Source organism: Nitrosomonas sp. (assembly GCF_022842015.1).
Lineage (GTDB): Bacteria > Pseudomonadota > Gammaproteobacteria > Burkholderiales > Nitrosomonadaceae > Nitrosomonas.
In genome coordinates this window covers 15,881-39,136 of sequence record NZ_JALHQJ010000006.1, presented here as the reverse complement: position 1 = coordinate 39,136, position 23,256 = coordinate 15,881, and the positions used below count along the sequence as shown (strand labels likewise).

Here is a 23,256-nt window from a genome sequence, read left to right as displayed (position 1 = left end):
ATTATGTTCTACATTATGTTATGTTCAATCCATAAGATTTCTGATGTTTCACTACTATTTATTTGCACTATTAAAAATCATTTTTGATATCCTACACAAAAGACGACAGAGAGCCTTCTATACTTGGTAGATTAAGTATTCGAACTTGCTAGTAATGTCACGGTGATAGGGCAAATGGTTTTTAATTCAAAATATACGCAGTAATGAAACGATTCTTTTTAATGCTTCTAACAATAAGTTTGCTTGGTTGTAACGCCATCACGGCTATAAATCAACGTTCATTTATTGATGTCAAGCTGATTGGAGTATGGGAAGGTGAGTATGTGGAAGAAAGTGGAACTGTAAAGAAATGGACTCAAATACGAAATGCTGATGGTACATATACGATTGATTTCAGTTTTACCGAGCTAGACGACACTACAAAGAGTTTTACTGAATCAGGTAGATGGTGGGTGAAGGGAGGCCTTTTTTATGAAGTTGCTTTGCCGCAAGAAGGACGCCCGGATAAGTATCAGTATTTTTCCAAAAAGAAAGATTGTGTAAGCTTTGTTCTAGTTGAAAGTGATGGATTAGCTGAAGGGATGGGTAGTTATGAATTCAGTGAATGTCTTGTTGCAGATTCACCACCGGCAACTATTGGAGATTCGATCTGAATTTCTGCGCTGCGCGCATACTTGTTACTGAACAAAAAATAAATTTGACTGTGCCTTGGGAAGCACATCTACAACAGTCACAAGTCGAATTGCTATTTTTCCAAATTATTGGTAGCTCAGTATAGATCAATCCGTATGTTTAATTGCGGCTTTTGTATTTTTTATGAAAAATTCAATACCAATGATTCTTAACCTTAATTAATTCTGAATTTAGTGGTAATAAATCTGAGTCGGCGACTAAGTGCCTAGTTTTCTATGTTCTATCATGGCCAGTTGCCACTTTGGTTAGCCATGATAGATGAACAAAGTTGCATTAGCGCATTTTTGCTTCAACGAAAGTCGTTTCCCGGCTAAAATCCTCCCAAATATACGCTGGCTTAACAAAAGATGTCGTAGGGATCAGGAATGTTGCAATATCGAACGCACCACTGAGTGAGCGACCAACTGCATTGGCGATGCCTGTAATAAATCCAATTGTCATGCCGTGGACGACACCATCTTTATTGCCAACTATACTAATAGTCTTAGGTATTTCAGCTACGCCAGTTACAGCATTCGCAAGACCATTGCCTAATTTTTCAACTACTTTATCAGGGTACTGATGAGCAAGCGCAGAATTAGTTGCAGTCAGTGAAATCGCAAATGTGATTATCAGCATCTGAATTACTTTTTTCATGATAATGATTCCTTAAGAAAGTTATTTGAATATGCAACATTTATTGTACAGAAATAAAGGTTTTCTATTTGCGGTTTTCCACTTTGGTTGATTGTTTCAGAACGTTTGTAATTTTCTCAATTTCGCGTTCGATCTGTTGCTCCGGATAATCACGTTTTTGTAGCTCTGTTCTGATCCTATAAGCCATTTCTAGAATCAGGAGATCCATCGTGCTTTTATCATTTCGCTGCGACGCTTCCTGATATTCCGTTTGGAAACGATTAATGGCTTTCAGTATGCCATCTTCATTAAGGTTCAGACTAAATAAAATGGACTCCAATTCAAATTTCAGGTTACCAGATAATGCAGGCTGGATTGATTTTTCGTCTTGTATCGGTTCGTAGGTAATGTATTTAGGTAGCATTACTGATAGCATAATCAATGCTACACCGGAACCCACTGTAGCTAAGACAAAGCGCCAGCGCTGATATTCTTTTCCGAGCAGTTTTATACGATTAATTCGTTGAAAACCAAGCCAGGTTTGAGCAATTATTCCTACAGAAAACAGAATGACACCAAGTGCCATGGTAATAGGTACAATCGAGTGCACAGTTGACTCCTATGTTCTTATCTTAATGTGTGTTTATGTATCTTGTTGTAAAAAATTGAATTTCAGTTGTCTTGCGCAAGATTTTTGATGAAAGACGATTCAATAGTCCTGCCTGATTATATATTCTAGCTCAAAATGATACTGAGTTATTATTCGTTTGATAATCCTGTTCATTGAAGCTGTGGTTTCTTCATGTCAGATATCATATAAAAGTTTCAGTCGATGCAAAATCATTGATACCGGATTCCTTATAAAAAGGGGAATAAAATGATAATCAACGGCCGCTATACTTTACATGTCCTTCTAATATAAGTGGCCGCAGACGACGATTACTGTGGACTCTTGGTATACAATATACTTGTTATTAGTGCACAGTTAACCTAGCTTGATAAAAATGCTACCAGTTTAATGCGGTTGCTTTGAACTGATAGCATCAAAAAATTTAATCCTCGCTGCCAAATCAGACGAGAAAGAAGTATCATACACAAAATAGAATTACCCTGTACCTTGCTTGGTACGATAAATGTATTTTTTAGGAGAAAATTCGAATGTCGCAAAAACACCCGGTTATCGCCGTTACCGGATCGTCAGGTGCAGGCACCTCAACGGTAAAATCCAGTTTTGAACATATTTTCCGTCGCGAGAAACTAAAAGCGGTTATTGTAGAAGGCGATAGCTTTCATCGCTATGATCGCGATGCGATGAAATTAGCTGTGGCGGAATCAGAAAAAAATAATGGGCGTCCGATCAGTCATTTTGGCCCGGAAGCCAATGAATTTGAGAAGTTGGAAGCGTTATTTAAGGAATATAGCAATAACGGCAGCGGCCAGACGCGCCTATATTTACATAACGATGAAGAAGCCAGTCCATGGCAGCAAAAAGCTGGTACGTTTACTCCATGGTCACCGATTCCAGCGGGCTCCGACTTATTGTTTTATGAGGGATTGCACGGTGGCGCTAAAAGTGATTCGGCCGATGTTGCCAAGTACGTGGATTTGCTAGTTGGCGTGGTTCCGATTGTTAATCTGGAATGGATTCAGAAAATATTTCGCGACACCAGTGCGCGAGGTTATTCAACGGAAGCAGTAACTCACACCATTCTGCGCCGTATGCATGATTACGTGCATTACATCACACCGCAATTTTCTCGAACACATATCAACTTCCAACGTGTACCTACGGTTGATACGTCCAATCCGTTTATTGCACGTGAAATTCCAACGCTGGATGAAAGTCTCGTTGTAATTCGTTTTAGAAATCCAGGGATGGCGGATTTTCCTTTCTTGTTGAGAATGATTCATGACTCGTTCATGTCGCGTCCGAATACTATTGTTGTTCCCGGTGGGAAAATGGGTATGGCGATTGAACTCATACTGACACCAGTAATTCTGAATATTGTCGCTAAAAGTAGAGCCTAACAATTTTTGATCAACTTCGATTAATTCATGAGTCGCGATAATATGTTGATATTCATTTATCGGATTCTGGATTAGTCAAAGTGTTAGAAATTCAATTCATACAGTTGTCTTCAAATATGCTCAGGCTATACTAGACTTTATTGGTCCATGACTTCTCTATTGTCCGACCTGAATCCGCAGCAACTGGAGGCGATTACGCTGCCGCACCAGTCTGTATTGGTTCTGGCTGGCGCTGGTAGCGGCAAGACACGCGTATTGACAACGCGCGTCGCACATTTGATCCAATCAGGGCAAGTAAATCCGCATGGCATTCTAGCTGTAACGTTTACCAATAAAGCCGCCAAGGAGATGCTGGCGCGGATTACAGCTATGCTGCCGATTAATCCGCGCGGAATGTGGATCGGAACATTTCATGGGCTGTGTCACCGCATGTTGCGTACCCATTATCAAGATGCAGGTTTGCTTCAGGCGTTTCAGATTCTGGATTCTGCTGATCAATTAGCTTCAATTAAGCGTATTCTGAAAAGTTTGTCCGCTGACGATAAGAAATTCCCGCCGCGTCAAGTACAGTGGTTTATCAATAATGCCAAAGAATCTGGATTGCGGGCTGCCTATGTCACGATCGATGATGTTTTCTCGCGCCAAATGTTTGAATTTTATCAAGCATATGAGCAGCAATGTCATAAAGAGGGTGCTGTGGATTTTGCCGAATTGCTGCTACGCAGTTATGAATTGCTGAGCCGCAATGAAATCTTATGCCAGCATTACCGAGAGCGTTTCAATCATATTTTGGTGGATGAATTTCAGGATACTAATCCATTGCAGTATAAATGGCTGAAATTGCTGGCAGGAACAGGAACCAAGAATGCTGCAGCAGTCTTTGCGGTCGGTGACGATGACCAAAGTATTTATGCGTTCCGCGGCGCGTACAGCGGTAACATGAAAGAGTTTGAGCATGATTTCGGTATCACCAAAGTTATCAAGCTGGAGCAAAATTACCGTTCACATGGCAATATCTTGGATGCAGCTAATGCATTGATTGAAAATAATAGTGAGCGTCTGGGGAAAAATCTTTGGACTGCAGAAGGAAGAGGCGAGCCGTTGCGCGTCTACAACGCGTCAAATGATTTCGATGAAGCTGCATTTATTGTTGAGGAAGTCAAAACCTTGCATGCGGAGGGTATCGGTTTATCAGAAATGGCGCTACTGTACCGATCCAATGCGCAATCTCGGGTGCTTGAACACAGCTTGTTTAATGCTGCAATACCCTATCGTGTCTATGGGGGCATGCGGTTCTTTGACCGCCAGGAAATCAAGCATGCATTAGCCTATTTACGCTTAATTGCTAATCCTGATGATGATAGCGCTTTATTGCGCGTCATTAACTTTCCGGCGCGCGGTATAGGTGCCCGTAGCCTGGAGCAATTACAAGATGATGCCAAAGCCCGAAGTAGTAGTCTGTGGGCGGCGGCGTTGCAAAAATGTGGTGGTGAAACGACATTGCTGCAAGAACCGCAGAAATCCTTAAAAGGCATTGCCAAGTTTGTATTTTTGATCGTGACGATGCGTCAAAGCTGCGGCGAATTACAGTTGCCTCAGATTGTGGAGCAGATGCTGAATCATAGTGAGTTATTGCTGCATTACGCCAAAGAGCGTGAAAGTGAGGAAAGGCGAGAAAATTTAAATGAGTTAATCAACGCAGCAACCAGTTTTGTGCATGAAGCTGAAAATGACAGTCTGTCCGAGTTTCTGGCGCATGCTTCGCTGGAAGCAGGTGAGCATCAGGCCGGCAGCGGCCAGGATGCGCTGCAACTGATGACCGTTCATGCAGCCAAAGGACTGGAGTTTCACACTGTGTTTCTGAGTGGAATGGAGGAAGGGCTTTTCCCACATGAAAACAGCCTGAATGAAAGTAATGGTATCGCGGAGGAAAGGCGCTTAATGTATGTCGCCATGACACGCGCACGTCGTCGGCTATATCTTAGTTTTACGCAAAGCCGAATGTTACATGGCCAAACTCGATATAACATTGCATCACGTTTTTTCGATGAAATTCCGCAAAGCTGCCTTAAGTGGCTGCAGCCAACACCGAGGAGCCTGAATACGTCCTATTATTCAAATTCGGCCAACCAAACCGCTGCAAACGTATTAAGAGCTTCGTCAAATATCCAATCAAGATCCGCTAGCAGCGCGTGGAGAATCGGACAGAACGTGATGCATGCGAAATTCGGTGTCGGTGTTATTGTCAGTTGTGAAGGTTGCGGCAGCGATGCGAGAGTGCAGGTAAATTTTGATCACGTTGGAATGAAATGGTTATTGCTTGAATATGCAAAGTTGACGGTAGTTTAGACAAGGAACGCTTGTTGTGCAGGTGTAGTTTCAACAAAAACTCAGTTACGGATAATCCCTCCCGGCCTAGACCGTTTGGGATTATGTTTTATCATCAGCTTATCAATTATCCGGGAGTCCTGCTACTGCCCAAGTTAAACCACCGTCTGTTGACTTATAGATGCGTTCTCTTGCCGCCCCTAGAATTGTAGAATCCGCTGCGTAGGTGGGCGATATCTGGAACTCGGTGAATTGAACATTCTCATTTTTAAGTAGTGATAAAGTCGTGTTCAGAGAAGCAGTTACTGCTCCTGCACCATTCAGGTTCACGCGAAATAGGCCTTTGCCACGGACATTAACGAAGGCCTTTCGATCAGCGCCGAAGTTTGGCGAAAATTCCACTTGTTGAATAACGGCATTTGATCCAACTGAAGTATGGGTTTCTTTTGTCCAGGTGGTGCCGCCATCAATTGAGCGGTAAATGCCATTATTTGTACCAACAAGTACAAGATTATCGGTTGCGAACTGCGGAGATATTGCAACCCACGTATATCTTTGCCCAACCCATCCAGTCGATATGATTGAACTAGCGCCTACGCGTAAGAACGTATCTCCGCCATCCTGAGTGCGCCATATTTGTCCACTGCGGGTAGCGGCAAATGCAGTGCGGTCGTTGGCATAATTGGGTGATACGGCCACGCTTGTAGTTGGATGATTCAGTGGAACGCCATGTTGCAAGCGCCAGGTTTTTCCAGCGTCTTTTGTTTGCAGTACGCCATGAAATCTCGAGCCGAGATAAATCTCCTTATCGTTAGCAAAGTTCGGTGATGCTGCCAGCGTCGTGAAAGTGACGAGACCCGGATTTATGGCAGGAAATCGGGGCACAAATTTAACGGTCCAACTGTCCCCAAAATTGGTGGAGTTCCCCACACGCCCAGCGGTTGCAGAAATGACTGTTTGGGTTCCGTTGGGATTTTTTACGATCTGAGAATCGAAAAAATTCATCTTCCGTCCTTTTGGATTTGGCCAACCACTGGTAGACCACATTGTGCCGCCATCACCAGAAATGGCTATGCTTCTTCCGACATACATTGTGGCAATCATCTTTTGATCATTGTTGAAACTTGAAGATAACGCAAGCCCAGTCAATATGCCCCTTCGTGTTTTTTGTCTTTGCTTCCATGTGCTGCCACCATTTTGCGATAAGAATAGTCCATCGAATACCGGTAAAAAAATGGTATTATCCGTTGCGTATGTTCGAGATACCTGCAAGTCAGTTAATTCATTGAGTAATGATGTCTGTTTGGTTATTTTGGCTCCAGAATTGAACAGCGTCCAATTATCGCCGCTGTCTGTGGATTTGAATACCGATTGAGTCAGGCTGGTGCAAAATATTGTGCGATCGATCGCGTAGTTTGGTGAAACCGCTATATTGTTAATCGCTTCATTGGGGAGATTAGTTCCTTTGTTAACGAATGTACTTCCTCCATCACTGCTATAAAAAATCCCAAAGCTTGGAGTAGCCAAGAATATTTCAGCAGCGTTTCCTGGTGCGATGACCATATCGTAGATGATGGATCCTGTTGGGTTCCCTAACACGCTCCAGTCATTACCTCCGTTGGTGGATTTTTGTAAGTAACCCGTACTGCTTGCAATCACTAAAGTGTTATCAGTGGCATAGTCCGGTGAAACCGCAATGACAGTTACTTTATTGGTTTTGTCGAGTACCTGAACCCAATTTGCATCGGTGTTGGCGCGGCGGAAAAGGGCTCCATTGGCATCAGCGAAAAAAAGCACATAACCCGAGCTGGATTCAGCAACCTCCATTTGCCTTACAATCATGTTCCAAGCAGCAAGTCCGGTGTTATAGGGCTCCCAGGAATCACCCCGTGTTGTTGATCGATAGATGCCGCCTTTGCCTTTGAGGCCCGCAAAAACAGTTTGATCGCTAGCAAACTTCGGTGAGACGCGAAGAACGCTATATTCGAAGGGATGATCCATTCCATTCGGAATATCGGTCCAGCTAAGTCCCCTGTCAGTTGAGCGCAGAATTTCATTGTAACGCCAGCCAGTGTATGCGCCATCGGTTATAAGAAACATCGTTCCATCGTTGGCATAATTAGGTGATGCGGCAAATGCGTATACCATATCATGAGGCGTGTGCGCATGCGCATTCATGCCGATGATACCAATTGACAAGAAAAATGCGGTAATCACGGCAATTTGCCGCGTGACATTGATTTGAATTTTGTTTAATTTAAATAGCATTGTTTAATCCTTCAAGTTTTGGTTGCTCATTGATTATTGACTCCATCAAATGAAGTTTTTGCTACGAATTAATTGATAAGCCCTGAATCTCTTCGTAGTAGATTAATCTCGTAAGGTGAAGATTAAGGGTAGTGGAAATGCTTCTATATACCAATAGGTCATTGTGACCTTTTTTCTAGTACATATATCCCAACAACAGGATCTTTTGGATGAATTGTTAAATAAAATACAATACGTTGCGTGCCTTTATTTGTTACTGAAGCTATTACTACAAATAACTAAACAGGTATTTTTAATTTTCATTGTATATTCTGAGAATGCGCGTTTCCAAAAGATGTAAGCTTCCCAGATATGAAAGCAGTTCTCAGAAATTCTGAGTGCACAGCAAATCAGCGCGTCAATTCGTATTGGTCACATCAATTTAGTTGTGTTGTATTTCATCCCTGAACTCATACGACCTGCGTGCAACCTCAAAAGTTTTACTGTGGTAACTGGATAAACCTCCGGATTACACCGGAGATGCGCTTTATCACATCACATCACTTGGAGACTGCCGCGTAAATATTTATGAAGATTAGGCAGTTAAGAGTTTTAAGAATCTGTGCAATAACACGGTTTGATGGATAATTATTGTCATCTTCTTTTTAAATCACCGTATGACTCAGCGGCCAGCTTTTTCGGAGGCGCTACAAAGCGACCTTATTGGATAATAATTGGGTTTACTCTGCTTACAATTTGGGATTCACTGAGAGTTCTAGACTAACTTTCTTTTGTTAGTCTAGAACTCTTGTAATTGTCAATTACAATTAATTGTCGGGAAATCCTGCTACTGCCCAGGTTGATCCACCATTGGTTGATTTATAGATACTTTTTCTGGCAGCGCCTACAATCGTAGAATCCACCGCATAAGTGGGCGATACCTGAAATTCAGTAAACTGAATATTTTCGTTTGTAAGTAACGATAAAGTCGTGTTCAGTGAAGATACTACTGCTCCACCTCCATTCAAATTCACGCGAAATAAACCTTTACCACGGACATTAATAAAGGCTTTTCGATCAGTACCAAAGTTTGGCGAAAATTCCACTTGTTGAACGACAGCATTTGATCCAACTGAAGCGTGGATTTCTTTTGTCCAGGTGGTGCCGCCATCAATTGAGCGGTAAATACCATTATTTGTGCCAACAAGAACAAGATTATCAGTCGCGAATTGCGGAGATACTGCAACCCACGTATACCTTTGTCCAACCGATCCGGTGGATATGATTGAGCTAGTGCCTACTCGCAAGAAAGTATCTCCGCCATTCTGAGTGCGCCATACCTGACCTGAACGTGTGGCGACAAATGTAGTGCGGTCATTAGCGTAATTAGGCGACACTCCTATGTTTGTAACTGGATTAGTCAGTGGTACGCCACGCTGCAGCTGCCAAGTTTTTCCAGCGTCTTTTGTGTGCAGTACGCCATGAAATCTCGAGCCAAGATAAATCTCTTTGTCATTAGCAAAGTTAGGTGATGCGGCTAGACTGGTAAAAGTAACAAGGTCTGGGTTTATGGCAGGAAATCGAGGCACAAACTTGACTGTCCAGCTCGCTCCGAAATCTAAAGAACTTCCTACGTAACTATTGGTTGCTGAAACCACAGTTTGACTACCGTTGGGATTTTTCACGATCTGTGAATCGAAAAAATTCATCTTCCGCCCCGATGGGTTGGGCCAGCCACTGGTAGACCAGGTTGTACCGCCATTAGCAGAAATGGCTATTCCCCTGCCGACATATGTTGTGGCAATCATATCTTGATCACTGTTGAAACTAGTGGATAACGCAAGTCCCGTCATCAGGCCCATGCGCGTTTGTCTTTGCTGCCAGGTAGTGCCACTGTTTTTCGAGATAAATAGTCCGTCGAATACCGGTAAAAAAACGGTTTTATCGGTTGCATATGTTCGGGATACTTGCAAATCCGTCATTTCATTGAGTAATCCAGTTTGTTGAGTGACCTTGGCTCCCGAATTAAACAGTGTCCAGTTATTGCCTTTATCCGTGGATTTAAATACCGATTGCCTTAAGCTGGTGCAATACACAGTGCGATCAATCGCGTAGTTCGGTGAAATCGCTATATTATTGATCGCTTCGTTAGGTAAATTGTTTCCTTTGTTGATAAAGGTGCTCCCACCGTCGCTGCTATAAAAAATCCCAAAGCTAGGGGTGGTCAGGAACATTTCCGCGGCGCTTCCTGGTGCGATGGCCATATCGTATATGATGGTTCCTGTCGGATTCCCTAATTCGGTCCAGTCATTACCTCCGTTGGTGGATTTTCGTAAGTAACCAGTATCGCTTGCAACCACCAAAGTGTTATCGGTGGCGTAGTCCGGTGAGATCGCAATGACAGTCACTTTATTAGTTTTATCGAGTACTTGAACCCAATTTGCATTGGTATTGGTTCGGCGGAAAAGGGATCCGTTGGCATCAGCGAAAAAAAGGACATAACCCGAGCTGGATTCAGCAACTTCCATTTTTCTTACAATCAAATTTGAAGCGGCGAGTCCTGTGTTATAGGACTCCCAAGAGTCGCCGCGATTGGTTGATCGATAAATGCCGCCTTTACCTTTGAGACCAGCAAATACGGTTTGGTCGGTACTGAATTTTGGTGAAACGCGAAGAACGCTATATTCGAAGGCATGATCCATTCCGTTTGGAATATTGGTCCAGTTAAGTCCCCCATCAGTTGAGCGCAGAATTTCATCGTAACGCCAGCCAGTGTATGCGCCATCGGTTACTAGAAACATCGTTTTGTCACTGGCATAGTCTGGTGATGCAGCAAATGCAAGCACCATATCATGAGGCGTGTGTGCGTGCGTATTCATGCCGGTGGCGGCAATTGCCAAGAAAAATGCAGTAATTACGGCAATTCGCCGAATGAAACTAGTTTGAATTTTTTTTATATTGACTAACATGTTTAATCCCTCAAGCTTTAATTGCTTATTATTTATTGACTTCATTGAATGAATGAAGCTTTTGTTACGAGTTTATTGATAAAGACTGAATCTCTGTGTCTGTGTAGTTAATTGGTATCAAAACTAGAGGCTGAGATTAATGTAAATGTATAATTATACAATAAGTTATAATTATTATTTTTGTATAAATATACACGCTATAGGACATCTTCACAACCTCAAAAGTTTTACTACGATAACAAAAAAACCTCCAGGCAACGTTGGATTAGCGGCTTTTTAGCAAGAATTGATGGTTCCAAGCAATTTGATATTTACAAGCAAAGCGATATTTTTCATCACGTAAAACTTTTTACTTCGAGTTAAGGATTAAATTGTGCATGTTTCAGAATTGATCGTTTCAATTGACAAGGTAAACTGGACTTTTTCTATCATTTTCCCTGTCAGGTGCGGCATTGTTGTTACATTAGTTTTTCGGAATTCATGAGTTCGAGGCCCGTGTCATCATTGCCACGTCTTAGAAACCGATAACGAATCTTTTCGTTTCAAGCAAAGTAGGGCAAGTGCAAAAGCGAGAATCCAGACACGGGAAAAGAAAATATGCTTGAACTCCGATTCCCCGTGGTCTTGCCGCGGGGATAGATGCAGGGCGCGCGGAGCAAATTTATTTTAAGAAGACAGCAGATTTTTTAATGCTCATTTTGATCGAAAATGTAAATGTATCCATATGTTTTTTTGTCGGGATGGTGGTTGCAGAATAAATTATTGATGTACCATTTTAAATGGTGGTGTGTATCTCAGGAAGCGGTCAACAATTAACTTTAGATATTCTGTCGAGCTACGCTAGAAGCTTGGGTTGCTGAATCGATTAACTATTTATTGTAAGAAAAAATGTTTTTGCAAAGTTATTCGATTTTTGAGCCGCCAAGGCACGGAGGGGATTCGTTTAACTTCCCGCTTCTTTTAATCCACTCTTCTGTGGTCATGGTATGCATAGCAAGTGCATGAATAGAATGAAGCTCATCAGCCAGAATGCTGCTGATCATTCGATGGCGAGCTAGAAGTATTTTCCCATTAAATTCATCAGAAACGATCGTCACCTTGAAATGAGATTCGGATCCTTCTGGCACATTGTGCTTGTGACTTTCATTGATCACTTCTAGAAATCGTGGTTGCAATGATAGCAGCTTGATCTCGATTGAATTTTTTATATTCATAATTTAACTGACATGTGCTGTCAAAAATGGAGTTGGTTGGGCAGTAGTTGATCTATTTTAGAGACTTATCCCAGTAAGGTGTATCTCCAATGTATTCTGACAGGAAATTAATAAAAAGGCGTATCTTTATGGGCAAATGTCTGCTAGGGAGGTAGCAGGCATAAATATGACGCTCCACCGATAGGTATTCCGGCAGCACCGTTTGGAGTCGTCCCTTTTGTAATTCCAGGCCAATTGTATAAGTGGGTAGCAAAGCAATTCCTAATCCATGAAGAACCGCCTGTGCAAGCGCGTCATTATCATTGATACGTAAGGTTCCTGATATTGGAACCTTGATTTTGCCCTCGGGTCCGTTTAAGCGCCAGTAGCCTTGCTCGGCTGAGAGTGCGCAATCAAGACAATTATATTTCTCTAAATCTTCAGGTGTTTTTGGCATGCCCCATTGTTGAAAGTACTGAGGGGTCGCGCACAATATGCGACGCACAGGTGCAATCTTGCGAGCCACCAGATTCTGATCAGGCTCGTTTGTCACGCGAATTTGTACGTCATACCCTTCTTCAATCAGGTCACCTGGATGATCGGTAATAGTCAAGTCAATTTTGATCTTAGGGTAACGAGCAAGAAAACATGGGAGTGCTGGAGCGACATGACGCGTTCCGAAAGAGCTCGATACACTCACTTTGAGTGTCCCGCGCGGCTCAGCATGAAGACTATTGACCACTCGTTCGGCATGTTCGGCTTCCTCCAGGATGCGAGTAGCATGCTCTGAAAGCGCGATACCTGTCTCGGTCAAGCTAAGATGCCGAGTGCTGCGGAGAAATAATCGGGTGCTGAGATCTTTCTCAAGTTTGGCAATGGCCTTACTCACCGCTGCACGAGAGATATCCATACGCCGCGCCGCTTCCGAAAAACTTCCTGCTTCGGCAACTCGAGCAAAGATTACGAAAAGATTGAGATCTTGCATAATATTATTGTATCCAATATGGAAACAAAATGTTTCGTTTTTTGGGACTTCTCTCAGCCGCTACCACTCTGTAATATGTGTTCCAAGGTGAGATATTTATATTCGTCCACGAAATGGTTAGGTTTGTTATTGTAATTAAATAACCAATCGGTATCGAGCCTTAATGAGTTCGCTCTTGATCACTTAAGGTAATGTGCTGTTGGTTCTCCAGCGAGTATTTTATTGTCAACCATTAAGAGCGTATTATTAATGAGGTTATTTCTGCAAGACAATCGGACATTTATGCTACTTGCAAAGATGACCAATAAAAGGAGTAAAATCAATGGAAACTACAGAGTTAATAAAAGCACCTCAATTAATTGTGGTTTATGCAATTACTGTCCTTTATGCAATCACGTTCACCTTGGCGGCAGTTGTAACGACGTCTACTGGTAATGCGATAAGTAGCCCGCAAGCCTTGCATCAGATCGCCAAGATGGAAACAAATAACTTTAATAATCTTCAAGTAGTGAGAAATGGTAGTTCAGGTTAAATCTGATATGGATCGCGCCCCCGTGTTTGTAATCAAGTAATTTACGGTGAGAGAACATAAAAATTCTCAACGGGGGCATTTGAACAAATACGGCTCCGTAATACAATAAACAATGCGTTATGAAGCTATGCAGGTACTGTCAAGCTAACTGTCAAGAAGTGCTCAACATTGGAGTTATCGTCTGTTGGTGTGAAAAAGTCAGGGCTAAATTTTTAGAGAGCAACACCCTAACTTCTCAACTTATCAGTGAGCATTTTCCTCGGCTCATTTCGACATTTTTTGAGAAATTGTTTAAGTATTGCTTGGTAGTGCTTTGTTATCTCGAGTCGCCTGCAGCAAGATATCGTCCACTTTGCCGTTCTGGCCCATCGCTCACCCCTAAATCATTTGTTTGCTTTGAGTTATCACAAATATTTTATCAAGGATGAGTGTATTCACTTATCCCTGATGTTGGTGCCGCAACTTTCTAACATTTTTTTGGCACAAACTTGATTTGCCACAGTCACATCCATTCCATTTTCAGCTAAAAGGACTTCCGATACCTGGTTCATTAATCGTCAGCTACTGGAGGCTGTAAGAATATTCTCTCCGATTGAATTTGAAAGAGCGTATTATCACCAAGTGGAGGAGTCAACTGGTACAGCATGACTCAAATTGATAAGTCTCCGGAGTAGTCGAGCCGACTCAAGACAGTTATTGGCAATCAAGGGTCATAAAAATCGGTGTAACGCTGACTGCCATGAATTTGAACAAGGAGAATGCTATCAACATCAGGGTACTCGGATTCTCAGCGCAAACGTCGAATGTACTCCGTAATGCCCGTGATACGGAATTACTTCGTTCCGAGTTGTTCAGCATTGAGCAATTGAAACGTCAAGGGGCGATGCTGGCAGGGCAGTACAAGATCGACCCACATCCCGGACCGGACCGGTTATTACCACGGCTCGCAGATAATGAACGCGTGCTTATAGCGGCTTATGACGTTGTGACTGTCGCAGTAGCACCGGGACAACGAATCATTCCAGCAGAGGCTTGGTTGCTGGATAATTTTTATCTCATCGAACAGCAGATCAATCAAGCACGTCGGCATTTACCACGCGGGTACAGCCGTCAATTACCACGATTGGCGAATGGCTCATCAGCTGGTTTCCCCCGCATTTATGACTTGGCTTTGCAGCTCATTTCCCACATGGATGGCCGCGTCGACAAGGAAAACCTTATCCAGTTTGTCGCTGCCTACCAGACCGTTGAGCCGTTAAAGCTAGGTGAGTTATGGGCATTTCCGATCATGTTGCAATTGGCGTTATTAGAGAATATTCGCCGCGCTGCATTACGTATTGCCCGTCGACGTGAAGAACTCAATGCAGCCATCATCTGGGCAGATCGGATGCTTGCAGCCGCTGAAAGGGAACCGAAACAACTTATTCAGCTGCTGTCGGAGTTTGCTAATGCCGACGTGCCTTTGACTGCACCTTTTGTGGAGGAATTTTATGCCCGGCTGCAGGCTCAAGGATCAGCAATGGCATTCGTTCAAACTTGGGTCGAGCAAAAATTGCTGGAGCAGGGAATAACGGCAGCCCAATTGTCAGAAGCATCTGGTCGAACTGGTGCCGCCAATCAAATTTCCATTGCCAATAGTATCGGGAGTTTGCGTTTTATCAGCACCATGGACTGGAGGAATTTCGTCGAGTCGCTGAGTATTGTCGAAGAAACTTTGCGGGCAGATCCAGCGGGAATGCATGCTTTGCAAGATTTTGCCACGCGCGATCGCTATCGGCATGTCATTGAGGATGTGGCGAGAAGAAGTTCGTATAGTGAATTGGCGGTGACCCGTGAAGTCATTGCTTTGGCACAGACCGCAGCTGAACAATTGGGTGTTCACAATCGTACAGCGCATGTTGGATATTATCTGATTGATCAGGGCCGGCCAATATTGGAAAGTAAAGTCGGTTTCCAAATGCCGTGGAAATTAAAAATCAGCCGCGCCAGTCAGCATCTCAACCTGATTCTTTATCTTGGCCCGATCCTGATGCTTACCGCATTGGCGGCATCGGTTGCTCTTTTATCATTCGAAAGCCTTAATCCGGGTGATTGGCGCTTCTGGTTTTTTGCGATTGTTGGCGTTATAGGTGCCTCGGCGTTGGCAGTTTCACTGATTAATCTGCTGGTCACGTTGTGCTTGCCTCCACGTATCTTACCGCGACTGGATTTCTCGCAGGGAATCCCGGCGGTTCACCGCACCATGGTTGTGGTTCCAACTTTACTGAGTAAACCGCAGGATGTTGATGAGCTGCTTAGCGCTTTAGAGATCCGCTATCTTGGTAATCGTGATCCCAATTTGTACTTTGCTCTGCTAACAGATTTTCGTGATGCACTGGAATGTACGCAACCAGAGGATGATGCGTTATTGGCTCATGCACGGGCTGCGGTCGAGGCGCTTAACGTTACCTATCAAGACGATCGGTCATGCATTTTCTATTTGTTTCACCGGCCACGCGTATGGAATCCACATGAACAGGTGTGGATGGGATACGAACGCAAGCGCGGCAAACTAGAACAGTTCAATGCCTTGCTGCGCGGCGGGGAAAAAACAATGTTCTCGGATATGGTTGGAGAGCTGTCTATTCTCTCGTCCATCCAATATGTCATAACCCTTGACACCGACACACAACTTCCCCGCGATGCAGCGCGTACTTTGATCGGTAACATGGCCCATCCGCTCAATCGGCCGATATACGATGCTGACCAACGCCGCATTGTCGAAGGCTATGCAATTCTGCAGCCGCGCGTCTCAATCAGCCTAACCAGTGCAAGTCAAACGCGATTTACTAAATTATTCGCGGGCGAGTCGGGTATTGATCCCTATTCGCGTGAAATATCCGATGTCTATCAGGATATTTTTGGCGAAGGATCATTCATTGGTAAGGGCATTTACGATGTAGATGCCTTTCGTCAGGCTGTTGATGGATGTTTTCCCGAGAATCTTATTCTCAGTCACGATTTGCTGGAAAGTGGATATGCGCGTTGTGCACTGGTGACCGATGTCGACCTCATTGAAGAGCATCCAGCCAGTTACGCCATAGAGGCTAGTCGACGACACCGCTGGATACGCGGTGATTGGCAGCTTGCGAGTTGGTTGCTTCCGCGTGTTCCCGGACCACCTGATTCCAATGAATCGAAAGAAAAACGGCGACCAAATCCACTCAATTCTTTGTTAATGTGGAAAATATTTGATAATCTTCGACGTAGCCTCGTGGCGCTGTCGCTACTGGCATTATTGGTGGGGGGGTGGTTATTCGGCCCAGGGCCAGCTTGGTTCTGGATTTTGCTGGTTGTTAGCGTGGTGTTCTTGCCCGGTTTAGTGGGAAGCGTGATCGAATTAATCCGTAAACCGGAAGATCGTGACTGGCTGGTGCACTTTAGTCTGACCAGCAAGTCAGCCGGTCGCCATATTGCACTGTCGTTACTGACGTTGATTTTATTGCCCTATGACGCGCTAATTAGCCTGAGTGCCATTATGTACTCGGGTTTTCGCATGTTATTTACGCGACGTAGCTTGATGCTGTGGCATCTACCATCCTATGCACGTCGCAATGCATGCCACACATTGGCCGATTTTGTAAAGGAGATGTGGATCGGACCTGTTTTGTCAGTGTTGCTGATCCTGCTGTTAGAAAGTAAACAATTATCGGAATTGCTGTTTTGTGCACCTATATTGCTTGTATGGTTCTTGTCCCCTGTTGTCGGTTGGTGGATCAGTAAACCACTGGTATCCCCGTTACCCCAACTGACGATGGATCAACGTGTATTCCTGCGTAAATCGGCGCGGCGAACATGGCGTTACTTCGCGCAGTTTGTCGGTCCAAAGGATAATTGGCTGCCGCCGGACAATTTTCAGGAATACCCGACCGAAATCATTGCCACACGCACATCACCCACGAATATTGGTATGGCTTTGCTGGCTGATTTGGCTGCCTATGATTTTGGTTACATCTCCGCTGGTGAGTTTTTGTGTCGAATTCAAAACACACTGGACACGATGGAAAAGCTGGAACGCTACCTTGGCCACTTTTACAACTGGTACGACACGCGAACACTGAAACCGTTACACCCGCAATACGTATCTTCAGTGGACAGTGGAAATCTTGCCGGTAGCTTGCTCACCTTACAAGCTGGATTAATCGAATTGAAAGATCAATCGATTCTGTCAACCAATACTTTTCAAGGATTGCAGGATACTTTGCGTGTACTTGCCGAACACGTACCCGAATTACTTGCTTCGGATATGGCAAAGAAAATAAAGGATCTAGAACACAATCTGCACATGCTCACATTGGACGAATCTGTACAAACGTTGGTGATCGCCGATAGTTTTCTGGTTGAGTTGCAGCGTATTGGTAAGGAGATGATTGCTTGTCTGCCCACAGATATCGATATCGACGGCGAACTGTATTATTGGGCGCAGACATTTGTTCTGCAAATCAGCGCATTTCAAGAGGACCTTAGATATCTGGTATCCGAACCACAACACTTAAATAATATTCCGACTCTCGCTGAATTGGCATCTGCAGGCACGGAAACGAGGGTGTCAACTAGAAGTGCGCAGGAGCGGATTAAAACGATCAATGCTCTGGTGAATCGTTGTCGCCAATTTGCAATAATGGATTTTGAATTTCTCTACGATGCAGCGCGTGATTTGCTGGCTATCGGTTATGACGTAGGCGAGCGACGCCGAGATCAGTCATGCTATGATCTGCTGGCATCCGAAGCGCGTCTGGCAAGTTTTTTACTGATTGCACAGGGAAAAATTCCTCAAAAGCATTGGTTTGCACTTGGCCGGCTTTTGACCAGCCATGGCGGAGACGTAAGTCTGATTTCGTGGAGTGGTTCGATGTTCGAATACCTCATGCCGCGCTTGATTATGCCAAGTTACGAAAACACCTTATTGGAGCAAACATGCAAAGCTGCAGTGTTGCGTCAGGTCGAATACGGTCGGCAACGCGATGTTCCTTGGGGTATTTCTGAATCCTGTTATAACGCCACCGATATAAACCAAATCTATCAATACCGGGCATTCGGAGTGCCAGGACTCGGTTTCAAGCGTGGATTGGGAGACGATCTGGTTATTGCGCCCTACGCCAGCGCACTGGCGCTGACGGTGATGCCGCATGAATCATGTCATAATTTACAAACACTAGTCGCCAACGGTTTGCTTGGTGCGTATGGGTTCTATGAAGCTGTCGATTATACGCCAGCACGTGTGCCGCGTGGCAAGTCCAGCGTCATTGTGCGTACCTTCATGGCGCATCATCAGGGGATGAGCCTGCTGGCTTTTGAGCATATATTGCTTAATCAACCGATGCAGCGTCGTTTTATGTCGGACCCGCTTATTCAGGCGACGAAATTGTTGCTGCAGGAGCGTATACCGAAAAAAGGAGCAACATTGCATCCGCACGCGGCGGAAGTCAATGCCGCTGCGCGCCCGGCAGTCGCAGAAGCCGGCGAGATCATGCGTGTGTTCACCGATCCGAACACACTGATACCGGAAGTGCATCTGCTATCCAACGGACAGTACCACGTGATGGCGACTCATGCCGGAGGCGGTTACAGTCGCTGGCGCGATTTTGCTGTCACCCGCTGGCGCGAAGATGCCACCTCTGATGGTTGGGGCACCTTTATTTATTTGCGAGACCGTGATTCCGGGCATTATTGGTCCACCTCATATCAACCTACTCTGTGCAAGGCCGATCACTATGAGGCGATTTTTGTCCAAGCACGTGCGGAATACCGTCGCCGCGATCGGTCGATAGAAACGCACACCGAGATCTGTGTTTCACCTGAAGACAATGTCGAGATTCGCCGTGTTACACTCACTAACCAGTCTCCCCGCATCCGTCATATTGAAGTAACCAGTTATGCAGAAGTGGTTTTGGCGCCGTTGAATTCCGACTTGGCTCATCGTAGTTTCAGTAATTTGTTCGTGCAAACGGAAATTGTTCACGATCGGCAGGCGATCCTCTGCACACGGCGTCGCCGCACGATGGAAGAACAGACACCATGGATGTTTCATCTGTTAGCGGCTCCGGGCGCAGTGATTGATGAACCGTCCTATGAAACGGATCGAGTTCAATTCATCGGGCGGGGACGAACGCCGGCAAATCCTGTGATGTTAGATACCGGAAATCATATATCAACTTTGTCGAACACGGATGGTTCGGTGCTTGATCCGATCGTGGCAATCCGTCGCACTATCACATTATTGCCAGATGAATCAGCCACGGTGCAAATCATCTCCGGAATCGCCAGCACGCGCGAAGCGGCCTTGGGGTTGTTGGAAAACTATTGTGACCGGCACTTTGTGGAACGTGCCTTTGAAATGGCGTGGTTTCAAAGTCAGGAAGTGCTACGTCATCTCAATATCACCGAAGCCGATGCTCAAATCTATGGTCGTCTTGCCAGTTCCGTCATATTCAGCAACGCTTTGCGTCGCGCTGCTCCTAGTGTCATTGTGCGCAACCAACTGGGTCAATCCGGACTTTGGCGTTTTGCCATCTCGGGTGATTTGCCAATTATACTGATACGAATCGGAAACCTGAATCGTATCGATCTGATAAAACAAGCGATTCAGGCCCATGCCTATTGGCGAATGAAGGGGTTGTCTGCTGATCTGGTAATCGTAAACGAAGATTTCTCAGGCTATAGGGCAGATTTGCATGATCAGATCATAGGATTGATTAATGCAGGGGCTGACGCGCAAATAATCGAGAAGCCAGGAGGCGTTTTTGTACGGCGTGTCGAAGAACTTTCCGAAGATGAGAGGGTCTTGCTCCAAACGGTCGCGCGCATCGTGTTTAGCGATACAGCCGAAACATTGATCGAGCCATTGGAACGTCGCACATCGTCTGAACGTAGTTCTGATCTCCTTGAACCCCGGTTGCTGCTGCCGGTCTCTGAACTAGTCAGTCCATTAGCAACGCGTGAGCGGATTTTCTACAACGGCTTGGGAGGATTTACGCCCGATGGGCGCGAGTATGTCATTACTCTAGAGCCAGGCAAAAATACGCCTGCGCCGTGGGCCAATGTAATCGCCAGTCCGCATATCGGCACGGTTGTTAGTGAGTGTGGTAGTGCGTATACCTGGGTGGACAATGCGCATGAATTCCGATTGACTACTTGGCATAATGATCCATTGAGTGACAGTAGTGGTGAGATGTTCTACATCCGTGATGAAGATACAGGAATTTTCTGGTCGCCAACACCATTGCCAACCCGTGGTCAATCCGGATATGTGTGCCGCCATGGGTTTGGGTATAGCGTGTTCGAACATTACCAGGCTGGAATCTCTTCGGAACTGCATACCTACGTAGCCATGGACGCGCCAGTGAAATTCGTGCTGATCAAGCTGCACAACCATTCCAAGCACACAAGGCGATTGTCATTGACCGGCTACTGGGAATTGGTGCTTGGTGAATGGCGTCACACCAATCAGATGCACATAGTGACTGAGATGGATCCACACAGTGGAGCGCTGTTTGCTCGCAATGCTTATGGTCGCGAATACGCCAAGCGAGTCGTCTTTGTAAAAGTGAGCGAACAAGAGCGTTCAGTAACTGGGAATCGTACCGAGTTCATCGGTCGCAATGGCTCACTATCCAACCCAGCATCGATGCGGCGCAAGCGCTTGTCAGGAAAGATCGGGGCTGGCCTCGATCCGTGCGCAGCTATCCAAACACATCTCGAACTGGCTGGAGGACAAGATCGCGAAATCTTATTTATATTCGGCGCAGCTCACAGTGTCGATGAAGCGCATCAGTTTATTCAGCAATACGGTGGACTCTCAGGCGCCCGGCAAGCATTGGAAGCGGTATGGGGGTATTGGAACCACACATTGGGCGCGGTGTATGTGGAAACACCAGATCCCGCTTTGAACGTATTAACCAATGGTTGGCTTATCTATCAAACACTATCTTGCCGATTCTGGGGTCGTAGCGGATATTATCAGTCCGGTGGTGCCTACGGTTTCCGTGACCAATTGCAAGACACCATGGCACTAATCCATGCGACACCTTGGTTAGCTCGTGAGCAAATAATCCGCTGCGCCGAACGGCAATTTCTCCAAGGTGACGTGCAACACTGGTGGCATCCACCTAACGGACAAGGTGTGCGTACTCATTTTTCCGATGACTATCTGTGGCTGCCATATGCTACCTGCCGTTATGTGCTGGCGACTGGCGATATCGGCGTGCTTGATGAGTCGATTCACTTCCTGGAAGGGCGCGAGTTATATTCGGAAGAGGAAGCTTACTACGACCAGCCGCAACGCTCCCTGGAAGAGGCAAGTCTCTATGAACATTGCGTCCGTGCCGTTAAACATAGTTTGCGCTTTGGCGATCATCATTTGCCGTTGATGGGGTGTGGCGATTGGAACGATGGCATGAATCTTGTCGGCCGTAACGGCAAGGGCGAGAGCGTTTGGCTAGCATGGTTTTTGTACGCGAACCTTCAAATGTTTGCCAACTTGGCACAGAGCCGGGGAGACGAAGCTTTTGCCAATATTTGTGAGCAACAGGCTGCACGGTTGTGCGAGCATATCGAAGCCCATGCCTGGGACGGCAAATGGTATCGGCGGGCCTATTTCGATGACGGCACACCTTTGGGTTCGTCCAGTAATGATGAGTGTAAAATTGATTCGATCAGCCAGAGTTGGTCAGTCATTTCCGGGGGTGGAGATCCTGCACGCGCAAGCCAAGCGATGGCTGCGGTAGACAAATACTTGATACGGCGCGATACGCAGTTGATCCAATTGTTCGATCCACCCTTCGATAAATCAAAACTTGAGCCCGGATATATTAAAGGCTACGTACCAGGCATTCGTGAGAACGGCGGCCAATATACCCATGCTGCTATTTGGTCCGCAATGGCGTTTGCCATGTTAGGTGACCGGAAGCGTACCTGGGAATTGTTTACCATGCTCAATCCTATCAATCACGGTCGAACACCCGAGGAAGTCGAGCGCTATAAGGTTGAGCCATACGTCATGTGTGCGGATATCTATGGTGTAGCGCCACACATTGGTCAAGGTGGTTGGACCTGGTATACTGGGGCAGCGGGTTGGATGTATCGACTAACCGTGGAAACGATTCTGGGTCTACAGCTGGAAGCAGACCATCTACGCATAACGCCGTGTATCCCGACTCATTGGAGCGGGTACATTATCCACTATCGCTTCCGCGAGACTTTCTACCACATCACTGTCAAATGCAACGATGAGAAGCCAGGTCATGAGATCCATGTTACATTAGACGGCATCGCGATCAATAACTTAGTTACCGATGACAAAGGGCGATCACAATGTATGATTCCACTTGCAGACGATCACCGTGATCACTACGTTGAGGCGCACTTAAGTTAAAGATCAATAGAATTCCTCTCTACTTTTTTGGTATGCGTTCAACAATGCCCCTTTCCAGAGTATTGCGATAATTGATTGGAAGTGTTGAAATAGAATGATCAAAAAACGCTCATGACGATAAATTAAATCTTGCCTGTCCAATAAATAAGTTGTTCATCTTGTGTTAACTGAGCGCTGTTGACATTCGAAATAATCAATGGAGTTTCTTCGCGAGAAGGAAGCAAACCAATTACGACATCAGCTTCAGCCATAGT

General features: G+C 45.2%; 12 protein-coding genes. 5 read left to right on the top strand and 7 right to left on the bottom strand.

Annotated features, from left to right (window positions below):
• Positions 1–203: 203 nt before the first annotated feature.
• Positions 204–653, top strand: coding sequence for a hypothetical protein (locus Q0C11_RS01965; RefSeq protein ID WP_293005272.1), 450 nt, complete (start codon positions 204–206; stop codon positions 651–653).
• Between the two features lie 313 nt (positions 654–966).
• Here Q0C11_RS01965 and Q0C11_RS01960 read toward each other — a convergent pair whose 3' ends face one another.
• Positions 967–1,329, bottom strand: a complete 363-nt coding sequence (locus Q0C11_RS01960) for an exosortase system-associated protein, TIGR04073 family (protein ID WP_293005270.1) — start codon at positions 1,327–1,329, stop codon at positions 967–969.
• 64 nt (positions 1,330–1,393) lie between these two features.
• Positions 1,394–1,918, bottom strand: coding sequence for a hypothetical protein (locus tag Q0C11_RS01955; protein WP_293005268.1), 525 nt, complete (start codon positions 1,916–1,918; stop codon positions 1,394–1,396).
• A 548-nt stretch (positions 1,919–2,466) separates the two neighbouring features.
• Here Q0C11_RS01955 and Q0C11_RS01950 point away from each other — a divergent pair.
• Both Q0C11_RS01950 and Q0C11_RS01945 read left to right on the top strand, forming a co-directional pair.
• Positions 2,467–3,336 (top strand): phosphoribulokinase, encoded by an 870-nt coding sequence (locus Q0C11_RS01950; protein WP_293005267.1) that lies wholly within the window; start codon positions 2,467–2,469, stop codon positions 3,334–3,336.
• Between the two features lie 147 nt (positions 3,337–3,483).
• A complete protein-coding gene (locus Q0C11_RS01945; RefSeq protein ID WP_293005265.1) occupies positions 3,484–5,685 on the top strand; it encodes a UvrD-helicase domain-containing protein in 2,202 nt (733 codons plus the stop codon).
• Positions 5,686–5,787: 102 nt separating this feature from the next.
• Here Q0C11_RS01945 and Q0C11_RS01940 read toward each other — a convergent pair whose 3' ends face one another.
• The 4 genes from Q0C11_RS01940 to Q0C11_RS01925 form a co-directional block, all read right to left on the bottom strand.
• Positions 5,788–7,932, bottom strand: a complete 2,145-nt coding sequence (locus Q0C11_RS01940; RefSeq protein WP_293005263.1) for a hypothetical protein — start codon at positions 7,930–7,932, stop codon at positions 5,788–5,790.
• Between the two features lie 806 nt (positions 7,933–8,738).
• Entirely contained in the window at positions 8,739–10,880 is a 2,142-nt protein-coding gene (locus Q0C11_RS01935) for a hypothetical protein (RefSeq protein ID WP_293005261.1), read from the bottom strand.
• 902 nt (positions 10,881–11,782) lie between these two features.
• Positions 11,783–12,094, bottom strand: a complete 312-nt coding sequence (locus tag Q0C11_RS01930) for a BolA/IbaG family iron-sulfur metabolism protein (RefSeq protein ID WP_293005260.1) — start codon at positions 12,092–12,094, stop codon at positions 11,783–11,785.
• A 52-nt stretch (positions 12,095–12,146) separates the two neighbouring features.
• On the bottom strand, positions 12,147–13,058 hold the full coding sequence (locus tag Q0C11_RS01925) for a LysR family transcriptional regulator (protein ID WP_293005258.1): 912 nt from the start codon (positions 13,056–13,058) through the stop codon (positions 12,147–12,149).
• Between the two features lie 322 nt (positions 13,059–13,380).
• On the opposite strand from Q0C11_RS01925, the gene Q0C11_RS01920 reads away from it, so the two are divergent.
• Both Q0C11_RS01920 and Q0C11_RS01915 read left to right on the top strand, forming a co-directional pair.
• Positions 13,381–13,590 (top strand): hypothetical protein, encoded by a 210-nt coding sequence (locus Q0C11_RS01920; protein ID WP_293005256.1) that lies wholly within the window; start codon positions 13,381–13,383, stop codon positions 13,588–13,590.
• 739 nt (positions 13,591–14,329) lie between these two features.
• Entirely contained in the window at positions 14,330–23,002 is an 8,673-nt protein-coding gene (locus Q0C11_RS01915; protein ID WP_293005254.1) for a glucoamylase family protein, read from the top strand.
• A 122-nt stretch (positions 23,003–23,124) separates the two neighbouring features.
• Here the strand turns inward: Q0C11_RS01915 and Q0C11_RS01910 are convergent, their stop codons facing one another.
• Complete coding sequence (locus Q0C11_RS01910) at positions 23,125–23,253, bottom strand: hypothetical protein (protein ID WP_293005252.1); 129 nt, start codon at positions 23,251–23,253, stop codon at positions 23,125–23,127.
• Between the last annotated feature and the right edge of the window lie 3 nt (positions 23,254–23,256).